Below are 16650 nucleotides of genomic sequence, written 5' to 3'. Positions count from 1 at the left end.
GGGTCCGCCGTGACCACGACGCAAGAAATCTGACGAAAAGCATTACCTCCGATTTACTCTCGTGGTCATGCAACCAATTCTCCGCCGGCCGTACCGACGGGCCGGCGTCGCGGCTCTGGCGAGCGCGACCTGTCTGGTCCTCGCCGCGACTCTCGCGCCCACCGCATCCGCAGCGATTCCCGTCCCGAACACGGGATCCTCGACCGGCAACGGGTGGGAAACGCGCGCCGTGGCCCGAGCCGCCTCGAAGGTCGTCGGCCACAGTGCGCCCGGCATGTCGATCGCGATCGTCAAGCGCAACCCGAACAAGCCCGACGAGGCCATCACCACCACCTACTACTTCGGGATGGCCGACAAGGAGCGAGCGCGCCCCGTCGGCCCACAGACGCAGTTCGAAATCGCCTCGGAGACCAAGACGTTCACCGCCGCGCTCCTCGCCAAGCGGATCGCCGAGGGTCACTCCGACCTCGACGACCTCGCGCAGGACTACGAGCAGGACGTCACGTTCCCGACAATGGACGGCACCGCCATCACCCTCGGCGACCTCGTCACCCACCGGTCGGGACTCGCCGACGATCCGGGCAACCTGAACGCGGGCTGCCCGGGCGGCGGCACCCACGGGTGCTCGGACGCGAAGGCGCTCTACAACCGCACCCTCCTGTGGGAGGGGCTGGAGGCGCCCGGCGCGTTGGCAAGCGCACCGGGCTCGGAATGGATCTACTCGGATTTCGGCTTCGGCACCCTGGGCACCCTGATGGCGGACGCGTACGAACCGGGCCACGCCGAGCCCCGCTTCGCCGACGTGGTCCAACGCGAACTCACCGGGCCGCTCGGCATGACCGGGACCATCATCGAGAGCCCCACACCGGATCTGGCCGTGCCCTACTCGAACGGCAGCCCGACCGACCTCTGGAACAACACCGGCGCCCTCGCCGGCGGCGGCGGACTGATCAGCACCGCGTCGGACATGGCGAAGTGGGTGGCCGCCACCCTCGGCTACGGCGACAACCCGCTCGTCCCGGTCCTGCAGTCGACGCTCGATCCGATCCCGGGCGTGGCGCCGACCACGATGCCGAACATGCAGATGGGCATGGCCTGGCAGCTCTACCCCGCGCAGAACGGAATCAACCGTCCCTACGCGTTCAAGAACGGCGGCGCCTCGGGAACGACCAGCGCCACCTACCTCATGCCGTCCGAGGGATGGGGTGTGACGGTGATGGCGAACGGCGACTCGGAGTACACCGACGGCGTCGCCTTGGACCTGATGCGTGAGCTCGCCCCCGACTACCCGGCGGCACCGGAAGACGGCAGCGGCTCGCTGTCGTTCGGTTCGCTCGGATCCTGAACCGCTGATCCGACGACGAAAGCCCGGTTCCAGCTGAGGGAACCGGGCTTTCGTGTTGCGCGGAGGTCTAGCCGGCGATATCGCTCGGCCGCACGTACACCGTCTCGCCCTCACGCAGACCGAGGGCCTCGGCATCGCTGCGGGTGATCTGAGCGGACAGCTCCTGCGCACCCGTCTTGGGCTGCAACTCGACGCGGACCTCGAAACCGAGATGCACGACGCGGGAGACGGTGGCCGCGAACGACTGCGGCAGCTGGTTGCGATCCAGGCGCAGATCGTGCGGGCGCACCAGCTGGCCGTTCAGACGCGCTACCGGCCCGAGGAACGACATCACGAAATCGTTGGCCGGAGTGTCGTACAGCTCCTGCGGGGTGCCGACCTGCTCGATGCGGCCCTTGTTGAGCACCGCGATCCGGTCGGCGACGTCGAGCGCCTCCTCCTGGTCGTGGGTGACCAGCACCGTGGTCACGTGCACCTCGTCGTGCAGGCGGCGCAGCCACGTCCGCAGATCGTCGCGCACCTTCGCGTCCAGCGCGCCGAACGGCTCGTCCAACAGGAGCACCTGCGGATCGACGGCGAGCGCGCGGGCGAGGGCCATGCGCTGACGCTGGCCGCCCGACAGCTGCGCCGGGTAGCGGTGCTGGAAGCCGTCGAGCCCGACGATCCCCAGCAGGTCGTCGACCTTCTTGGTGATCTCGGCCTTCGGGCGCTTGCGGATCTTGAGGCCGAATGCGACGTTGTCGCGCACCGTCATGTGCTTGAACGCGGCGTAGTGCTGGAACACGAAGCCGATGTCGCGCTTCTGCGGCGGCACCCCGGTGACGTCCTTACCGGCGATGGTGATGGTGCCCGAGTCGGGATGCTCGAGGCCGGCGATCGAGCGCAGCAGCGTCGACTTGCCCGAACCACTGGGGCCCAGCAGCGCGGTCAGCGATCCGGACGGGATGTCGAGGGTGACATCGTCGAGCGCGGCGAAATCGCCGTAGTTCTTGCGCGCACCGGTCACGGTGATCATGTCGTGCTCCTCTTGCGGTCGAGCAGAGTCATCAGCAGCAGGGTGATCAGGGCGATACCCATCAGCAGCGTCGCCGCCGAGTAGGCCCCGAAGGTGTTGTGGTCGTCGATGTAGCGGGAGTGGACGAGCAGGGTCAGGGTCTGCGACTGCCCGGGGATGCCGGACGAGACCATGATGACCGCGCCGAACTCGCCGAGCGCGCGGGCGACGGTGAGGACGACGCCGTAGGTCAGGCCCCACCGGATGGCGGGCAGGGTGATTCGCGTGAACGTCTGCCACTTCGACGCTCCCAGCGTCGCCGCGGCCTGTTCCTGCTCCTCACCGATCTCGTGCAGCACGGGCTCCACCTCGCGCACCACGAACGGCAGCGTCACGAAGATGGTGGCGATCACCATGCCCGGCAATCCGAAGATCACTTTGAAGCCGGTCGATTCGAGCCCGCCGAACCAGCCGTTCGCGCCCCACAGCAGGATCAGCGAGACGCCGACGACGATGGGCGACACCGCGAACGGCAGGTCGACCACCGACTGCAGCAGTCCACGCCCGGGGAAGCGTCCGCGCACCAGCGCGAGCGCCGTCACGATGCCGAACACGACATTGAGCGGAACCACGATCGCCACGATGATCAGCGACATGTTGAGCGCCGAGATCGCGGCCGGGGTGCTGATCGCGTGGTAGAACGCGACGAAGCCGTTCTCGAACGTGCGGTACAGGATCACCGCGATCGGCATGATCAGCAGGACGAACAGGTAGGCGAGGACGATGGTCCGCAGACCGATCCGCGCCGTCGGGGACAGCTTCACTGTGCGTTCTCCTCTCGGCGCTGGTTGCGGGCCGCGAACACGCGCAGGACGAACAGCGTCACGAACGCGATCGCCAGCAGTGCCACCGAGACGGCGGCGGCACTGACCGGGCGGTCGATCTCGATCTGCTGCTGGATGTACTGCGACGCGACCTGCGTCTCGCGCGGGATGTTGCCGCCGATGAGGACCACCGACCCGTACTCGCCGATCGCGCGGGCGAACGCGAGTCCTGCACCGCTGATGACCGCCGGCGCGAGCGTGGGCAGAACCACCGAGCGGAAGATGGTCCAGTTGTTCGCGCCCAGCGACGCGGCGGCCTCCTCGACCTCGCGATCGGCCTCGATCAGCACCGGCTGCACCGACCGCACGACGAACGGCAGCGTCACGAAGGCCAGCGCGATGATCAGGCCCGGCTGCGTCGCGTTGAGGTGGATGCCCACCGGGCTCTGCGGCCCGTACAGCGAGAGCAGCACGATGCTCGCGACGATCGTCGGCAGCGCGAACGGGAGATCGATGAGCGCGTTGACGATTCGCTTGCCGGGGAACTCGTCGCGCACCAGCACCCAGGCGATTGCGGTGCCCATCACGACGTTGACCACGGCGACGATCGCCGAGACCACGACGGTCACCCGCAGCGCCGCGAGCGCGCCGGGCGCGGTGACCGCGTCCCAGAAGCCGGCCCAGCCGTTCTCGAACGAGGTGACCGCGAGCGCCGCCAGCGGGAGCAGCACGATGACGCTGAGCCACAGGCCCGCGATGCCGATGCCCAACGGGCCGACCGCGCCGGTGACGGCGAACCTGCGCCGGAAACGTGCCTTCGGTTTCGGTGGTGGTGTCTGCGCCGACTGTCGAGTCGGCTGAGTCGTCACTGTCGTCATCACTTCGTCGCGTTCTCGTAGATGGCGGCGATCCGTCCCGAGTCCTGCTCGAACAGATCCTGGTCGACGGCGTCCCACCCACCGAGGTCGGCGATGGTCCACAGCTTCTGCGGCTCCGGGAAGTCGGCCGCGAACTCGGCCAGGACGGCCGGATCGACGGGGCGGAACCCGGCCTGCGCCCACTGGCGTTGCGCCGCAGGGGTGTACAGGAATTCGCGGAACGTGACGGCGGTGGACGCGTTCCGGCCCGTCGAGACGACGGCGACCGGGTTCTCCACCTTGAACGTCACGGCCGGGGTGGCGTGCTCGACGGGATCGCCCTTGCGCTCGGTGAACAGCGCCTCGTTCTCGTAGCTCAGCAGCACGTCGCCGGTGCCCTGCAGGAACATCTCGGTCGCCTCACGTCCCGACTTCGGCTGCACCTTCACGTGCTCGCCCACGAGCTTGTCGAGGTAGTCCAGACCCGCCTGCGGATTCTTCCCACCCTCGCTCTTGGCGGCATACGGCGCCAACAGATTCCACTTCGCCGACCCGGAGCTGAACGGATTCGGGGTGACCACCTCGATGCCCGGCCGCAGCAGGTCGTCCCAGTCGCGGATGTTCTTCGGATTGCCCTCACGCACGACGAGCGTCACGACGGACCCGAACGGGACACCGCCGTAGGCATTCTGGTTCCAGGAGTCGTCGACCAGGCCCGCCTCCACGAGCCGGCTGATCTCCGGTTCGACGGAGAAGCTCACCAGGTCCGCCTGCGCGCCGTCCTTGACCTTGCGCGACTGGTCACCCGAGGCACCGTACGACGGATTGAACCGCACACCCTGACCGTCCACGGTCTCCGCGAACGCCGCGGTGACCTTGTCGTAGCCGGGCTTGGGGACGCCGTATGCGAACAGGTTGATCGTGCCGCCACTGCCGTCGGCACCGACGTCTCCCCCGCCCATGACGTCGCTCGAACCGCCGCTACACCCGGCAAGTGCCATCGTCCCGGCGGCGACGAGCGCAGCCAAGAGGGAGCGGGACCGATGGTTCATACGGATTTACCTTCCTACAATGCCGACAGATGCAGAAGAGCTCGCACAGGATCGAACCGACCGGACGGTCGGGCGGCGGGAGCTATCGGGGCACGGAGGCGTTCGCGGCACACGTGGGCGGCGAGGTGACGGGCGGGAAGCTACGCGTTCGGACGGAACGCGCGTGTCACGACTGGGCGAACACCGACGGGGGAATCAACAACAGTCGACGTCGGCAACTGCGAGTCGGCCGACAGCGATCAACGCCAATTCATGGCGGACCTGGTGGGCGACGACTACAGACACGCGGCAGACTTTAGCAGAGCACCGAACCGCCGTCCGAATCGCATTTCTGGTGAACGGGACGGGCGGACCGGGAGCCGGGTAGGCGTCAGCGGGTGAAGTACCAGGCGATGACGACCAGGACGATCAGTGCGATCAGAGCCAGGGTCACGCGTGAGCGCGGCATCAGGAACCCTCCACCTTCGAGCGCGCCTCCGCGCAGACATCCGACGCGGCCGGTTCGGCACGACCGATCGCCGCGAACACCGCGGACAACACGCGGTCGAGCAGCCAGGCGATACCGAAGCAGGCCGGGATCATCACCGCGAGCACCAGGAGAACCTGGGGAATGAACGGAAGGCCGGCGATCCACAGTTCGGCGCCGTCCCACCAGTTCGCGAGTTGATCCACCCGACCACCCTAGCGGCTGCCGGGGCGGTGACCGAACGCGGCGCAATCGTCGCCCCGTCCGGTCACCGCCGCTCACACCGCACGCACGACGGCTAGTTGGTCGCCTTCTCGTAGATCACGGCGATGCTGCCGGTCCCCTGCTTGAACAACTCGGCGTCCACGGCCTTCCAGCCGCCGAGGTCGGCGATGGTCCACAGCTTCTCCGGCTGCGGGAAGTCGGCGGCGAACTCCGCCGCGACGGCCGGATCGACGGGCCGGAAGCCGGCTTCGGCCCACAGTCGCTGCGCGTCGGTGGTGTAGAGGTAGTCGCGGAAGGCCGTCGCCTGGGCGGCGTTCGGGCTGTTCGAGATCACCGCGGCCGGGTTCTCGATCTTGAACGTCACCGGCGGGGTGACGTGCTCGACGGGATCGCCGTTGCGTTCGGTGAACAGCGCCTCGTTCTCGTAGCTGAGCAGCACGTCGCCGGTGCCCTGCAGGAACGTCTCGGTGGCCTCGCGTCCCGACTTGGGCTGCACCTTCACGTGCTCGCCCACGAGCTTGTCGAGGTAGTCCAGACCCGCCTGCGGATTCTTCCCACCCTCACTCTTGGCGGCATACGGCGCCAACAGGTTCCACTTGGCCGAGCCCGAACTGAAGGGGTTGGGCGTGACGACCTCGATGCCCGGCCGCAGCAGGTCGTCCCAGTCCTGGATGTTCTTCGGGTTGCCCTCGCGGACGACGATCGTGACGACCGAACCGAACGGAATTCCGTTGTACGCGTCCTTGTTCCAGTTCTCGTCGACCAGACCGGCATCCACCAGGCGGGTGATGTCGGGTTCGACGGAGAAGTTCACGAAGTCGGCCTGCGCGCCGTCCTTGACCTTGCGCGACTGGTCACCCGAGGCGCCGTACGACGGGTTGAACCGCACGCCCTTGCCCTCCTCGGTCTCGGCGAACCCGACGGTGACCTTGTCGAACCCGGGCTTCGGTACCGCGTACGCGAACAGGTTGATCGTGCCGCCGCTGCCGTCGGCGGTCTCGGTGCCGCCGACGACGTCGCTGGAACCGCCGCCGCAGGCGGTCAGTGCGACAGCGCCGATCGCGGCGAGGGCGGTCAGGAACGAACGGGAACGATGCCTCATGGGGGATTGCCTTCCTACCAGGCTCACAGATGAAGGTGATGACGTACGGAACCAGTCCGGCACGTGCCGGACCGCACTCACAGAGATCGGACGGGATGTCCTGCAGCGGAGGGGCGTTCAGGACGAACCGGGCACAGGGCAGGCCGTCGGTGCACCACTCGACAAGGTATGACGAAAGGTCCGACCACGGACCGAATTCGCCCGGATTCGAGCGGAGGTGAACGCCGAGAAAAGGCGTCAGCGACAATGAATGTCGGCAACTGCCAGATCGCCGACAGCAATCAACGCCAGTTCATGGCGGACGCGGTGGGCGGTGGCAACAGACACGCCGCAGAGAGTAACAGACACCCCGTTTTCCGGCGAACCTCACCGACCCTTCCGTGGTGGCACCGAAACGTGGACGTCGGCGTGCGCCCGGGTCGATGATGAGGGGATGACGTCCGCGGACGAGCAGCCCGTCACCGCACCCATCGCCGATTCCGACGAGGTGGCACCGAAACGTCGCACCATGTTCCCGCCGATCGACGACTACGCCTTCCTCTCGGATTGCGAGACGAACTGCCTGGTCGCACGCAACGGCGCCGTCGAGTGGATGTGCGTCCCGCGTCCCGACTCCCCCAGCGTGTTCGGCGCGATCCTCGACCGGAGCGCCGGCCATTTCCGGATCGGTCCGTACGGCCAGAACGTGCCGGCCGCGCGGCGCTACCTTCCCGGCGGGCTCATTCTCGAGACGACCTGGCAGACGCAGACAGGTTGGCTCATCGTCCGCGACACGCTCGTGATGGGCCCGTGGCACGCCAACGCGCAGCGGTCCCCCACCCGACGCCGGACACCCTCGGATTGGGACGCCGAACATATCCTGCTGCGCACCGTCAAGTGCGTCAGCGGCACCGTCGAGGTCGAGATGAGCTGCGAGCCTGCGTTCGACTACAACCGCGCCCCGGCCCATTGGGAGTACACCGGCAACGTGTACGAGGAGGCCACCGCTACCAGCCGCACCGGCGGCGAGCATCCGGCGCTGCGCCTGACCTCGAATCTGCGCCTGGGCGTCGAGGGCCGCGAGGCACGGGCACGCACCCGCATGGTCGAGGGCGACAACGCATTCGTCGCACTGTCGTGGTCGGAGCTCGCGGCCCCACAGACGTTCGCCGAGGCCGCCGACAAGATGTGGCAGACCACCGAGTGCTGGCGCCAGTGGGTGACGATCGGACGATTCCCCGACCATCCGTGGCGCAGCCACCTGCAGAGCAGTGCCCTCACCCTCAAGGGCCTCACCTACGCACCCACCGGCGCCCTGCTCGCAGCGCCCACCACATCGCTTCCGGAAACCCCTGGCGGAGAACGTAACTGGGACTACCGCTACGCGTGGGTGCGGGATTCGACCTTCGCACTGTGGGGCCTCTACACGCTCGGTCTCGACCGTGAGGCCAACGACTTCTTCTCGTTCATCTTCGATTCGGCACAGTCGGACAACGGCGATCCGGCACCGCTGCAGGTGATGTACGGCGTCGGCGGTGAGCACACCCTCGTCGAGGAGGAGCTCGGCCACCTCAAGGGGTACGACGGGGCCCTGCCCGTACGGATCGGCAACGGCGCCTACAACCAGAACCAGCACGACATCTGGGGCACCCTGCTCGACTCGGTGTATCTGCACGTGCGCTCTCGCGACCAGGTCCCCGAGACGTTGTGGCCGCTGCTCAAACGGCAGATCGAGGAGGTCGTCGAGCATTGGCGCGAGCCCGACCGCGGGATCTGGGAGGTGCGCGGCGAACCGCAGCACTTCACGTCGTCGAAGATCATGTGCTGGGTGGCGCTGGACCGCGGGGTCAAACTGGCCGCGCTGCACGGCGAGAAGGAGTACGCGGCACAGTGGGCCGAGATCGCGGACGAGGTCAAGGCCGACATCCTCGAGCACGGCGTCGACGAGCGCGGGGTGTTCACGCAGCGCTACGGGCACCTGTCCCTGGACGCGTCGCTGCTGCTGGCTCCGCTGCTACGGTTCCTGCCCGCCGACGACCACCGCATCAAGGCCACCGTGCTGGCGATCGCGGACGAGCTCACCGAAGACGGCCTGGTGCTTCGATACCGGGTCGAGTCCACCGACGACGGCCTCTCCGGCAAGGAGGGGACGTTCACGATCTGCTCGTTCTGGCTGGTGTCGGCGCTCGTCGAGATCGGGGAGGTGAATCGGGCCCGGGACCTGTGCGAGCGCCTGCTCGGGTTCGCGAGCCCCCTCAAGCTCTACGGCGAGGAGATCGACCCCAAGACCGGCCGACACCTGGGGAACTTCCCGCAGGCCTTCACCCACCTGGCGCTCATCAACGCCGTCGTGCACGTCATCCGCGCCGAGGAGTCGGGCCATACCGGCACGTTCCAGCCCGCGCACGGCCCGTCCTGACGTCCGGAAGCTCCGCATCTGTCGGTGACGTGTGTCACGATCTGCGCATGCTGGATCACGTGGGAATTCAATGCGCCGACATCGCGGCCGCGGCCGCCTTCTACGACGCGGCACTCGCCCCGCTCGACGGAAAGCGGGTCGTCGAACCCGTCCCCGGAGTCATCGGATACGGCGTGCCGCCGCATCCCGACTTCTGGATCAGCCCGCTGGAGCCCGCCGACGCGGGCTTCCGCGAGAACCACGTCGCGTTCGTGGCCGACACCCGCGCCGCGGTCGACGCCTTCTTCGCGGCCGCGGTCGCTACCGGCGCCGAGGTGCTGCACGCACCCCGTGAATGGCCGGAGTACCACCCCGGCTACTACGGCGCGTTCGTGCGGGACCCCGACGGCAACAACGTCGAGGCGGTCTGTCACCGCCCCGAGTGAGCGGCGGCGTCAGAAGGTCCGGCGCAGCAGGCGTTCGGCGTCGGCCGCGATTGTGCGGACCACCTCACCAGCCGGTCGCTCCGACGTGACGAGACCCGCCACCTCGCCCGCGTAGACCACACCCTGGTCGGCGTCGCCGGAATCGTAGGCGGCGGAGAGGGTTTCGTTGTCGGCACCCTGGCCGTGCCACTTGGCCGTGTAGTCGTTTGCGAGCGCCCGGCCGCCCCACCGGGCCGGCCACGGCTGGTCGCGGGCCTGATCGAAGATCGACGTGTAGACGGTGTCGGCGCTGCCGGCCTCGATCAGCTTCCGCCGGGCGTAGTCCGGGCCGATCGTCTCGGGGCTCGCGAGCAGCGCGGTACCGATCATGGCGCCGTCCGCGCCGGCGGCGATCACCGCCGCCAGTCCCCTGCCCGTGCCGATGCCGCCGGCCGCGAGCACCGGCAGATTCGTCGCGTCGAGCACCTCCTGCAGCAGCGGGAGGGTGCCGATCCGTCCGGTGTGCCCGCCCGCCTCGCCGCCCTGAGCGATCACGAAGTCGACCCCGGCGCGCTCGACGACCCGCAGGTCCTCGAGCGTGTTCACCTGGGAGACGGCGAGCGCTCCCGCCGCGTGGACCCGCTCGACGTACGGGGCCGGGTCACCGAACGACAGCGACACCACGCGCGGCTTCTCGGCGAGCGCCGCGTCGAGGAGGGAGTCGTCGGCGTCGAGGGACCACGTCATCAGCCCGATACCGAGCAGGCCGCCGCCGATCTCGCGAGCGATCGCGGACTCGGCGGCGATCCACTCCGGCGTCGCGTAGCGCGCGGCACCCAGTAGACCGAGCCCGCCGGCCCGGGTGACCTCCCCCGCGAGTCGGCCGCCAGCGCGGCCACCCATCGGGGCGCCGAAAATCGGCACCTCCAGCCCGAACTCACGGGTCAACCAGGTGCCGATCATCGTGTCCCCTCCTACTTGCCCTTGGGCTTGTCCGCCACCGACTCGTTCGACAGCGCCGCCACGAAGGCCTCCTGCGGGACCTCGACGCGACCGATGGTCTTCATCCGCTTCTTGCCCTCCTTCTGCTTCTCGAGCAGCTTGCGCTTACGGCTGATGTCGCCGCCATAGCACTTGGCGAGCACGTCCTTACGGATCGCGCGAATGTTCTCGCGCGCAATGATCTTCGCGCCGATCGCGGCCTGGATGGGCACCTCGAACTGCTGACGCGGGATCAGCTCGCGCAGCTTGGTGGTCATCTTGTTGCCGTACGCGAAGGCGGCGTCCTTGTGCACGATCGCACTGAACGCGTCGACGGCCTCGCCCTGCAGCAGGATGTCCACCTTCACCAGCGCCGCATTCTGCTCACCGGACTCCTCGTAGTCGAGGCTCGCGTAGCCCTTCGTTCGCGACTTGAGGGCGTCGAAGAAGTCGAACATGATCTCGCCCATCGGCAGCGTGTAGCGCAGCTCGACGCGGGTCTCCGAGAGGTAGTCCATGCCGCCGAGCTCACCACGCCGGGACTGGCACAGCTCCATGATCGCGCCGGTGTACTCGCTCGGCGCGATGACGGTGCACTTGGCCATCGGCTCGTACACCTCGCGGATCTTGCCCTCCGGCCAGTACGACGGGTTGGTCACGTCGTGCTCGGAGCCGTCCTCCATCACCACGCGGTACACCACGTTCGGTGCGGTGGAGATGAGGTCCAGGCCGAATTCGCGCTCGAGCCGGTCCCGGGTGATCTCCATGTGCAGCAGGCCGAGGAAGCCACAACGGAAGCCGAAACCGAGGGCCACCGAGGTCTCCGGCTCGTAGGCCAGCGCCGCGTCGTTGAGCCGCAGCTTGTCCAGCGCGTCACGCAGCACCGGGTAGTCGGAACCGTCCAGCGGGTACAGGCCGGAGTAGACCATCGGCTTGGGATCGCGGTAGCCGGTCAACGGCTCGGACGCGCCGTTGCGGAAGGTGGTGACCGTGTCGCCGACCCGCGACTGCCGCACGTCCTTGACGCCGGTGATCAGGTAGCCGACCTCACCGACACCCAGACCGGCGGTGGCCTTGGGCTCGGGCGAGATGATGCCGACCTCGAGCAGTTCGTGCGTGGTGCCGGTCGACATCATCGTGATCTTCTCGCGGGGACGGATCTTGCCGTCCACCACGCGCACGTAGGTGACGACGCCGCGGTAGGCGTCGTACACGGAGTCGAAGATCATCGCGCGCGCCGGACCGTCCGCATCGCCGACAGGGGCGGGCACCTGCTTGACGACCTCGTCGAGCAGTTCCTTGACGCCGACACCGGTCTTGCCGGAGACCCGCAGCACGTCCTCGGCCTCACAGCCCACGATGTGCGCGATCTCGGCGGCGTACCGGTCCGGGTCGGCGGCAGGAAGATCGATCTTGTTGAGCACCGGGATGATGGTGAGATCCTTCTCCATCGCCAGGTACAGGTTGGCCAGGGTCTGCGCCTCGATGCCCTGGGCGGCGTCGACGAGCAGCACCGCACCCTCGCAGGCCTCGAGCGCGCGGGAAACCTCGTAGGTGAAGTCGACGTGACCGGGCGTGTCGATCAGGTGCAGGACGATCTCTTCGGTCGTGCCGTCCTCGTTCTCGACCGTCCACGGCAGCCGCACGTTCTGCGCCTTGATGGTGATGCCGCGCTCGCGCTCGATATCCATGCGGTCGAGATACTGCGCGCGCATCGCGCGCTCCTCGACGACACCGGTGAGCTGCAGCATCCGGTCCGCGAGAGTCGACTTGCCGTGGTCGATGTGCGCGATGATGCAGAAGTTCCGGATCTTCGACGGATCCGTGAACGTCTTCTCCGCAAAGTTGCTGCTCAAGCCCAATTCCCTCGTCTCACTCGCGCACTGACATCGACCCGGTCCGGTCGCCCGTCCCGCACTGGTCCCGCACCAGGATCGCATCGACTGCGTCCCGTGCCCTCTCATCATCCCCTGGCCATAGGTGGGCGTACACATCGAGGGTCACGGCAGGCGACTTGCGACCAAGGCACTGAGCCACCATCGGGACCGACGCGCCCGCGAAGATCAACGTCGATGCGAAGAAGTGACTGAGGTCGTGGAGGCTCTTCCAGCCGGGCAGGCCACAGTCTCGACGAACGAGGACGAAGCGGTTCGACCGGCCGCCTACAGGCCGGAGACCAATTGCTCGACCTTCTGCCCCTCGGCGGCCGAGAGCCCCTCGTTGATCTGGACGAACACCAGAGCGTTCGATGATCCGTATCGGTGTGGGCCGGCGAGCTCCGCGACCTCGGCGTACGCCGCGACGGTATCGGCAGACCACTCGGATGTATCGGCGATGCGCTCCCGGCCACGGCATGGAGCCGTGACCTACACCTCGACGAACCGGTGCCCGAACTCCACGCCCGGCAGTGCGCACAACTCCTCGACCGGGGCGAACGGCGACACTGCCGCCAACCGCAACGCGGCATCCGCATAGTTCGCGACCACCGTGAACGAGCCATTCGGCTGATATGTCGCGTGCCTGCTCATCCGGCCATCCTCGGTCACGTCGAACACGAGACGCCGGCCGAACCCGTCGACGAAGTAGGCGACCCGAATCACGCCTTCGCCGTTGCCGCGATCCTTCGGCAACTCCACACGCTCGACCTGCCACCCCAACGGCAGCAACTCGCTGAACGGGTAGTTCCTCACGAACCGGTGAGCCCCGAACGCATCCATGACAGCCTCCCGAATCTATAGCCGGGCGCCTCACTCAAAGGGGGGACGAGCGAGGCGCCCGGTACGGCCGCCGTCCGCTTCCCTCGTTCGGCAACCAACTGGAGCGTAGCACCGGATTCGAACGTGTGTGCGAACATGGTGTGCCGAGCTACGAACGCGCACCCAAGAGCCGCCCCGAAGCTCGCGCCTTCCGGTAGGCCGCGGTCTCGACGAACGATGACGGGACCGTACGACGAAGCCCCGGCCATCTCGTGCGATGGTCGGGGCTTGCCGCGTTCAGGGATGTCGTTCAGCTGGCGCTGCTCAGAGCACTGGCGACGCCGAGGAGGACGAGGCTTCCGAAAGCCCAGCTGACAATTCCTGCAATGTTTTCGGCCGGCGTGAACTCGGAAAACGAACCCATGGCTAACTCCTTCAAGCGAAAGTGGCTGCACGACGATACCTACCGACGGCCGAACAGAAGCTAGCCGCCGGTACCGCGCCGTGTCGCGCCGATATGTGGTGAGGTTATGGGTGAAATCATCGAATTGACGCAAAGCCGATCGGTCGTCAATTTCACCGTGGACGCTCCGCCCATTCCCGAAGAGCGCGGAAAGACACGAATCATCACGAGCCGAGCGAGCCCGTACCCAGTGATCCGAAGTCGACCGAACCGGGTCCGCCGGCCAGGCTCCACACTCGGCAGCCGGTAGTCATGAACGCGTCGTCGCCCGGCTCGATCGTGACAGTGACCGGCGTGAACGAGGTCCCGGGTTCGATCGTGAGGATGCCGGCGGAAGTCAGCTCCACGACGCGGGTCCAGGTGCAGGGAAGCAGGCTGCCGGGGAGGGCGCCGGCTGTCGTGTACGTCCCCGGCTGAACGTCGACGCCGACGCGGTACAGCCCGTCCGTCAGGATCCTGGTCTGGGTCGTGTCCAGTGATCCGGAGGAACCGGTGTCGGCGGCTGCCACCCCCGCCCCGCCCGCGGCCATCCCGACAGCGGCAATCGCGGCGACCGCTCCCGCAGCCCATTTCGTCTGCCTACGCCCGGGCAGGACTGATCGATCGGGCATGCTGGCACCTTCCCCAAGAAGTCGCGCACCGGCTGCGCGTCCGGAGGAGACTAGCCCGCAGCAGACGACGTGGCGGCGGAAACGACGCAGGAAGTTCCGGCCGATTGTCCGGGATCCCCGGATGCCTCCACCATTAAGCTCGGCTGTCATGGCGAGCACTTGGGGCAGCATCGGCAAGAAGCTAGGCGACTTCGCCGTCGCGCAGGGTCCGAAGCTCCTGCGCCAAGTACAGAACACGCCCGCGGTCAAACGGGCGACAGCAGCGCTCGCGGGCCCACAGACCGGAGTGCCGGGACGCCCGGTGTCGCGACGGACTTCACCGACGGCACACCGCGCCCGCAGCATCGAGTACTCCCCCGACCTCGACGGGCGCGCCGATCCGGGCGAGATCGTCTGGACCTGGGTCACGTACGAGGAGGACCCCGGCCAGGGCAAGGACCGGCCGGTGCTGGTCGTGGGCCGGGACGGCAACACTCTGCTCGGCCTGATGCTCTCGTCCAACAGCGACCGCGGCGACCAGCCCAACTGGCTGGCACTCGGTGCCGGAGCGTGGGACGCGGACAACCGGCCGAGCTGGGTGCGGCTCGACCGGGTCCTCGACGTCCCCGAGGCCGGTATCCGCCGGGAGGGCGCCGTCCTCGACCGCGCACGTTTCGACACGGTGGCGGCCCGCCTGCGCTCGGATTACAGCTGGCACTGACCCGGCACCGGCCTCTCCCACGACCTCTTGCACATGCGACAGGGCCCGGCACGCATCACGCGTGCCGGGCCCCTGTCGATCCGGATCAGTCGTTCAGTCGGTTGTACCGGCCGAACAGCGCGCGGTAGATGACCGCGCCCAGCGCTCCGCCGATCAGCGGGAAGACGATGAACAGCCACACCTGCCCGAGCGCACCGGGCTGGTAGGCAGCGACCGCAAGGCTGCGCGCCGGGTTGACGGAGGTGTTGTCGATCGGGATCGAGATGAGATGAATGACCGCCAGGGTGAAGCCGATCGAGACGCCCGCAAGCGGGACGTCGGACAACTGGTCGGTCGAGGCGAGCACCACGAAGACCAGCAGCGCAGTGAGGATGATCTCGACCGTCATCGCGGCGCCGATGCCGTAGCCGGTCTCGAAGACCTTGCCCAACGGGCCCGACTGGGCCGACGGACTGTGGGCACCCCAGCCGTTGGCGGCCAGGCCGTCCTCCCGGCGGTTGTAGCTGGGCAGGCTCTGCGCGATCGCGTACACCGCCAGGCCCGCCACGAGACCGCCCACGACCTGCGAGAGCACGTAGTAGCCGGCCTTTGCCGCGGACAAGCGGCCGAGGATGAAGTGGCCCAGCGTGACCGCGGGGTTGACGTGGCAACCCGAGATGGGACCGATCGCGTAGACCAGGAACATCAGCGTCAGACCGAACGCGAGCGCGATCCCCAGTTGTCCGACGGCTGTCCCGGCGAACACCGCGGTACCGATCGCCGCGAACACCAGCACGAAGGTGCCGGCCCCCTCGGCGAGGTACTTCTTGACGTCGGAGATTTCTTCCTTCTCCGCGATTTCCTGCGCTGTCGACATGCACACCCCTTCATTCCCGAACCGAAGAGCAACTGTGATTTCGATCGGGACTTTACGTACAACACGGTCTCTTTTCGGCGCATTCGGCACACTCCGAGTCCGAATCGGTATGCGCGAGACCACGTTCCGGAAGGCCCGACACAGAAGGCAGGGCAAACCGGCGCGGAGCCGGGTGGACACGGAACCCCCACCCTGACGCACGGCTCCGGTCGCACGAGCAGGTAGGCTTCCACCGAGCCCTGGACGGCCACCGGTTTGAGAACACCACACGGGTACTGGTAGTGTCGTCGGTCGGCACACCCGTGTGCTCAGAGCTTTTCGACAGAAACCAAAAGACGACAGGATTTTACGCGTGGCCAACATCAAGTCCCAGGTGAAGCGGATCCGCACCAACGAGCGCAACCGACTCCGCAACCAGTCGGTCAAGTCCTCGCTGCGCACGGCGATCCGTTCCTTCCGCGAGGCCGCGGCAGCCGGTGACAAGGACAAGGCCAACGAGCTCCTCGTCGCCACCAGCCGCAAGCTCGACAAGGCAGCCGGCAGTGGCGTCATCCACGCCAACCAGGCCGCTAACAAGAAGTCGGCGCTTGCGAAGGTCGCCAACTCCATCTGACAAGTTTCTGACGGTTCCGCCGTCGCAAGCTCTGTAGAAATAGCCCCCGATCATTGATCGGGG

18 protein-coding genes are annotated in these 16650 nt (G+C 67.5%); 5 read left to right on the top strand and 13 right to left on the bottom strand.

All coding sequences use genetic code 11. The features are described from left to right. The first annotated feature begins 67 nt into the window (after positions 1-67). Complete coding sequence (locus LCL87_RS12785) at positions 68-1345, top strand: serine hydrolase domain-containing protein (RefSeq protein ID WP_225020139.1); 1278 nt, start codon at positions 68-70, stop codon at positions 1343-1345. A 67-nt stretch (positions 1346-1412) separates the two neighbouring features. On the opposite strand, the gene LCL87_RS12780 is transcribed toward LCL87_RS12785, so the two are convergent. The 8 genes from LCL87_RS12780 to LCL87_RS25865 form a co-directional block, all read right to left on the bottom strand. Beyond that, positions 1413-2360 (bottom strand): sulfate ABC transporter ATP-binding protein, encoded by a 948-nt coding sequence (locus LCL87_RS12780; RefSeq protein ID WP_225020138.1) that lies wholly within the window; start codon positions 2358-2360, stop codon positions 1413-1415. Further along, positions 2357-3163: a sulfate ABC transporter permease subunit CysW gene (gene cysW / locus LCL87_RS12775; RefSeq protein WP_225020137.1), complete on the bottom strand. Its 807-nt coding sequence runs from the start codon at positions 3161-3163 to the stop codon at positions 2357-2359. Before cysW ends, LCL87_RS12780 begins: the two co-directional genes overlap by 4 nt. Further along, a complete protein-coding gene (gene cysT / locus LCL87_RS12770; protein WP_225020136.1) occupies positions 3160-4041 on the bottom strand; it encodes a sulfate ABC transporter permease subunit CysT in 882 nt (293 codons plus the stop codon). The genes cysW and cysT overlap by 4 nt, the downstream gene beginning before the upstream one ends. Further along, complete coding sequence (locus tag LCL87_RS12765) at positions 4041-5072, bottom strand: extracellular solute-binding protein (RefSeq protein WP_225020135.1); 1032 nt, start codon at positions 5070-5072, stop codon at positions 4041-4043. Before LCL87_RS12765 ends, cysT begins: the two co-directional genes overlap by 1 nt. A gap of 195 nt (positions 5073-5267) precedes the next feature. Beyond that, positions 5268-5357, bottom strand: coding sequence for an Ms4533A family Cys-rich leader peptide (locus LCL87_RS25870; protein WP_350317242.1), 90 nt, complete (start codon positions 5355-5357; stop codon positions 5268-5270). Positions 5358-5519: 162 nt separating this feature from the next. After that, positions 5520-5744 (bottom strand): hypothetical protein, encoded by a 225-nt coding sequence (locus tag LCL87_RS12760; protein ID WP_225020133.1) that lies wholly within the window; start codon positions 5742-5744, stop codon positions 5520-5522. A gap of 92 nt (positions 5745-5836) precedes the next feature. Beyond that, positions 5837-6865: a sulfate ABC transporter substrate-binding protein gene (locus LCL87_RS12755; RefSeq protein WP_225020131.1), complete on the bottom strand. Its 1029-nt coding sequence runs from the start codon at positions 6863-6865 to the stop codon at positions 5837-5839. A 237-nt stretch (positions 6866-7102) separates the two neighbouring features. After that, entirely contained in the window at positions 7103-7192 is a 90-nt protein-coding gene (locus LCL87_RS25865; protein WP_510850754.1) for an Ms4533A family Cys-rich leader peptide, read from the bottom strand. 106 nt (positions 7193-7298) lie between these two features. Between LCL87_RS25865 and LCL87_RS12750 the strand changes: the two genes are divergently transcribed. Beyond that, on the top strand, positions 7299-9263 hold the full coding sequence (locus LCL87_RS12750) for a glycoside hydrolase family 15 protein (protein WP_510850753.1): 1965 nt from the start codon (positions 7299-7301) through the stop codon (positions 9261-9263). 47 nt (positions 9264-9310) lie between these two features. After that, positions 9311-9688 carry a VOC family protein gene (locus tag LCL87_RS12745; RefSeq protein ID WP_225020130.1) on the top strand — a complete coding sequence of 126 codons (378 nt, stop codon included), beginning with the start codon at positions 9311-9313 and terminating at the stop codon, positions 9686-9688. Positions 9689-9697: 9 nt separating this feature from the next. On the opposite strand, the gene LCL87_RS12740 is transcribed toward LCL87_RS12745, so the two are convergent. The 4 genes from LCL87_RS12740 to LCL87_RS12725 all read right to left on the bottom strand — a co-directional run bounded on the left by LCL87_RS12740 (position 9698) and on the right by LCL87_RS12725 (position 14418). Continuing rightward, positions 9698-10630: a nitronate monooxygenase gene (locus LCL87_RS12740; protein WP_225020128.1), complete on the bottom strand. Its 933-nt coding sequence runs from the start codon at positions 10628-10630 to the stop codon at positions 9698-9700. A gap of 11 nt (positions 10631-10641) precedes the next feature. After that, entirely contained in the window at positions 10642-12588 is a 1947-nt protein-coding gene (gene lepA / locus LCL87_RS12735) for a translation elongation factor 4 (RefSeq protein WP_225020125.1), read from the bottom strand. A 426-nt stretch (positions 12589-13014) separates the two neighbouring features. After that, positions 13015-13365 carry a hypothetical protein gene (locus LCL87_RS12730; protein WP_225020123.1) on the bottom strand — a complete coding sequence of 117 codons (351 nt, stop codon included), beginning with the start codon at positions 13363-13365 and terminating at the stop codon, positions 13015-13017. Positions 13366-13971: 606 nt separating this feature from the next. After that, complete coding sequence (locus LCL87_RS12725; RefSeq protein WP_225020120.1) at positions 13972-14418, bottom strand: Rv1352/Rv1906c domain-containing protein; 447 nt, start codon at positions 14416-14418, stop codon at positions 13972-13974. A 148-nt stretch (positions 14419-14566) separates the two neighbouring features. On the opposite strand from LCL87_RS12725, the gene LCL87_RS12720 reads away from it, so the two are divergent. Further along, positions 14567-15118 carry a type II toxin-antitoxin system PemK/MazF family toxin gene (locus tag LCL87_RS12720; RefSeq protein WP_225020118.1) on the top strand — a complete coding sequence of 184 codons (552 nt, stop codon included), beginning with the start codon at positions 14567-14569 and terminating at the stop codon, positions 15116-15118. An 85-nt stretch (positions 15119-15203) separates the two neighbouring features. On the opposite strand, the gene LCL87_RS12715 is transcribed toward LCL87_RS12720, so the two are convergent. Further along, positions 15204-15974, bottom strand: coding sequence for an aquaporin (locus LCL87_RS12715; RefSeq protein ID WP_225020116.1), 771 nt, complete (start codon positions 15972-15974; stop codon positions 15204-15206). Positions 15975-16326: 352 nt separating this feature from the next. Between LCL87_RS12715 and rpsT the strand changes: the two genes are divergently transcribed. Continuing rightward, positions 16327-16587: a 30S ribosomal protein S20 gene (gene rpsT, locus LCL87_RS12710; protein ID WP_225020114.1), complete on the top strand. Its 261-nt coding sequence runs from the start codon at positions 16327-16329 to the stop codon at positions 16585-16587. Positions 16588-16650: the final 63 nt, after the last annotated feature.

It is taken from the genome of Prescottella equi (assembly GCF_020171745.1).
Lineage (GTDB): Bacteria > Actinomycetota > Actinomycetes > Mycobacteriales > Mycobacteriaceae > Prescottella > Prescottella equi_A.
Note: the sequence above shows the minus strand (reverse complement) of the source record. Positions and strands in the feature narration are given on the sequence as shown.

Excerpts from the sequence above, each read along its gene's own strand:
- LCL87_RS12785 (WP_225020139.1), top strand. The coding sequence starts at position 68 with ATGCAACCAATTCTCCGCCGGCCGTACCGACGGGCCGGCGTCGCGGCT.
- LCL87_RS12780 (WP_225020138.1), bottom strand. The coding sequence starts at position 2,360 with ATGATCACCGTGACCGGTGCGCGCAAGAACTACGGCGATTTCGCCGCG.
- cysT (WP_225020136.1), bottom strand. The coding sequence starts at position 4,041 with ATGACGACAGTGACGACTCAGCCGACTCGACAGTCGGCGCAGACACCA.
- LCL87_RS12765 (WP_225020135.1), bottom strand. The coding sequence starts at position 5,072 with ATGAACCATCGGTCCCGCTCCCTCTTGGCTGCGCTCGTCGCCGCCGGG.
- LCL87_RS12755 (WP_225020131.1), bottom strand. The coding sequence starts at position 6,865 with ATGAGGCATCGTTCCCGTTCGTTCCTGACCGCCCTCGCCGCGATCGGC.
- LCL87_RS12750 (WP_510850753.1), top strand. The coding sequence starts at position 7,299 with ATGACGTCCGCGGACGAGCAGCCCGTCACCGCACCCATCGCCGATTCC.
- LCL87_RS12745 (WP_225020130.1), top strand. The coding sequence starts at position 9,311 with ATGCTGGATCACGTGGGAATTCAATGCGCCGACATCGCGGCCGCGGCC.
- LCL87_RS12740 (WP_225020128.1), bottom strand. The coding sequence starts at position 10,630 with ATGATCGGCACCTGGTTGACCCGTGAGTTCGGGCTGGAGGTGCCGATT.
- lepA (WP_225020125.1), bottom strand. The coding sequence starts at position 12,588 with ATGCGATCCTGGTGCGGGACCAGTGCGGGACGGGCGACCGGACCGGGT.
- LCL87_RS12730 (WP_225020123.1), bottom strand. The coding sequence starts at position 13,365 with ATGGATGCGTTCGGGGCTCACCGGTTCGTGAGGAACTACCCGTTCAGC.
- LCL87_RS12725 (WP_225020120.1), bottom strand. The coding sequence starts at position 14,418 with ATGCCCGATCGATCAGTCCTGCCCGGGCGTAGGCAGACGAAATGGGCT.
- LCL87_RS12720 (WP_225020118.1), top strand. The coding sequence starts at position 14,567 with ATGGCGAGCACTTGGGGCAGCATCGGCAAGAAGCTAGGCGACTTCGCC.
- LCL87_RS12715 (WP_225020116.1), bottom strand. The coding sequence starts at position 15,974 with ATGTCGACAGCGCAGGAAATCGCGGAGAAGGAAGAAATCTCCGACGTC.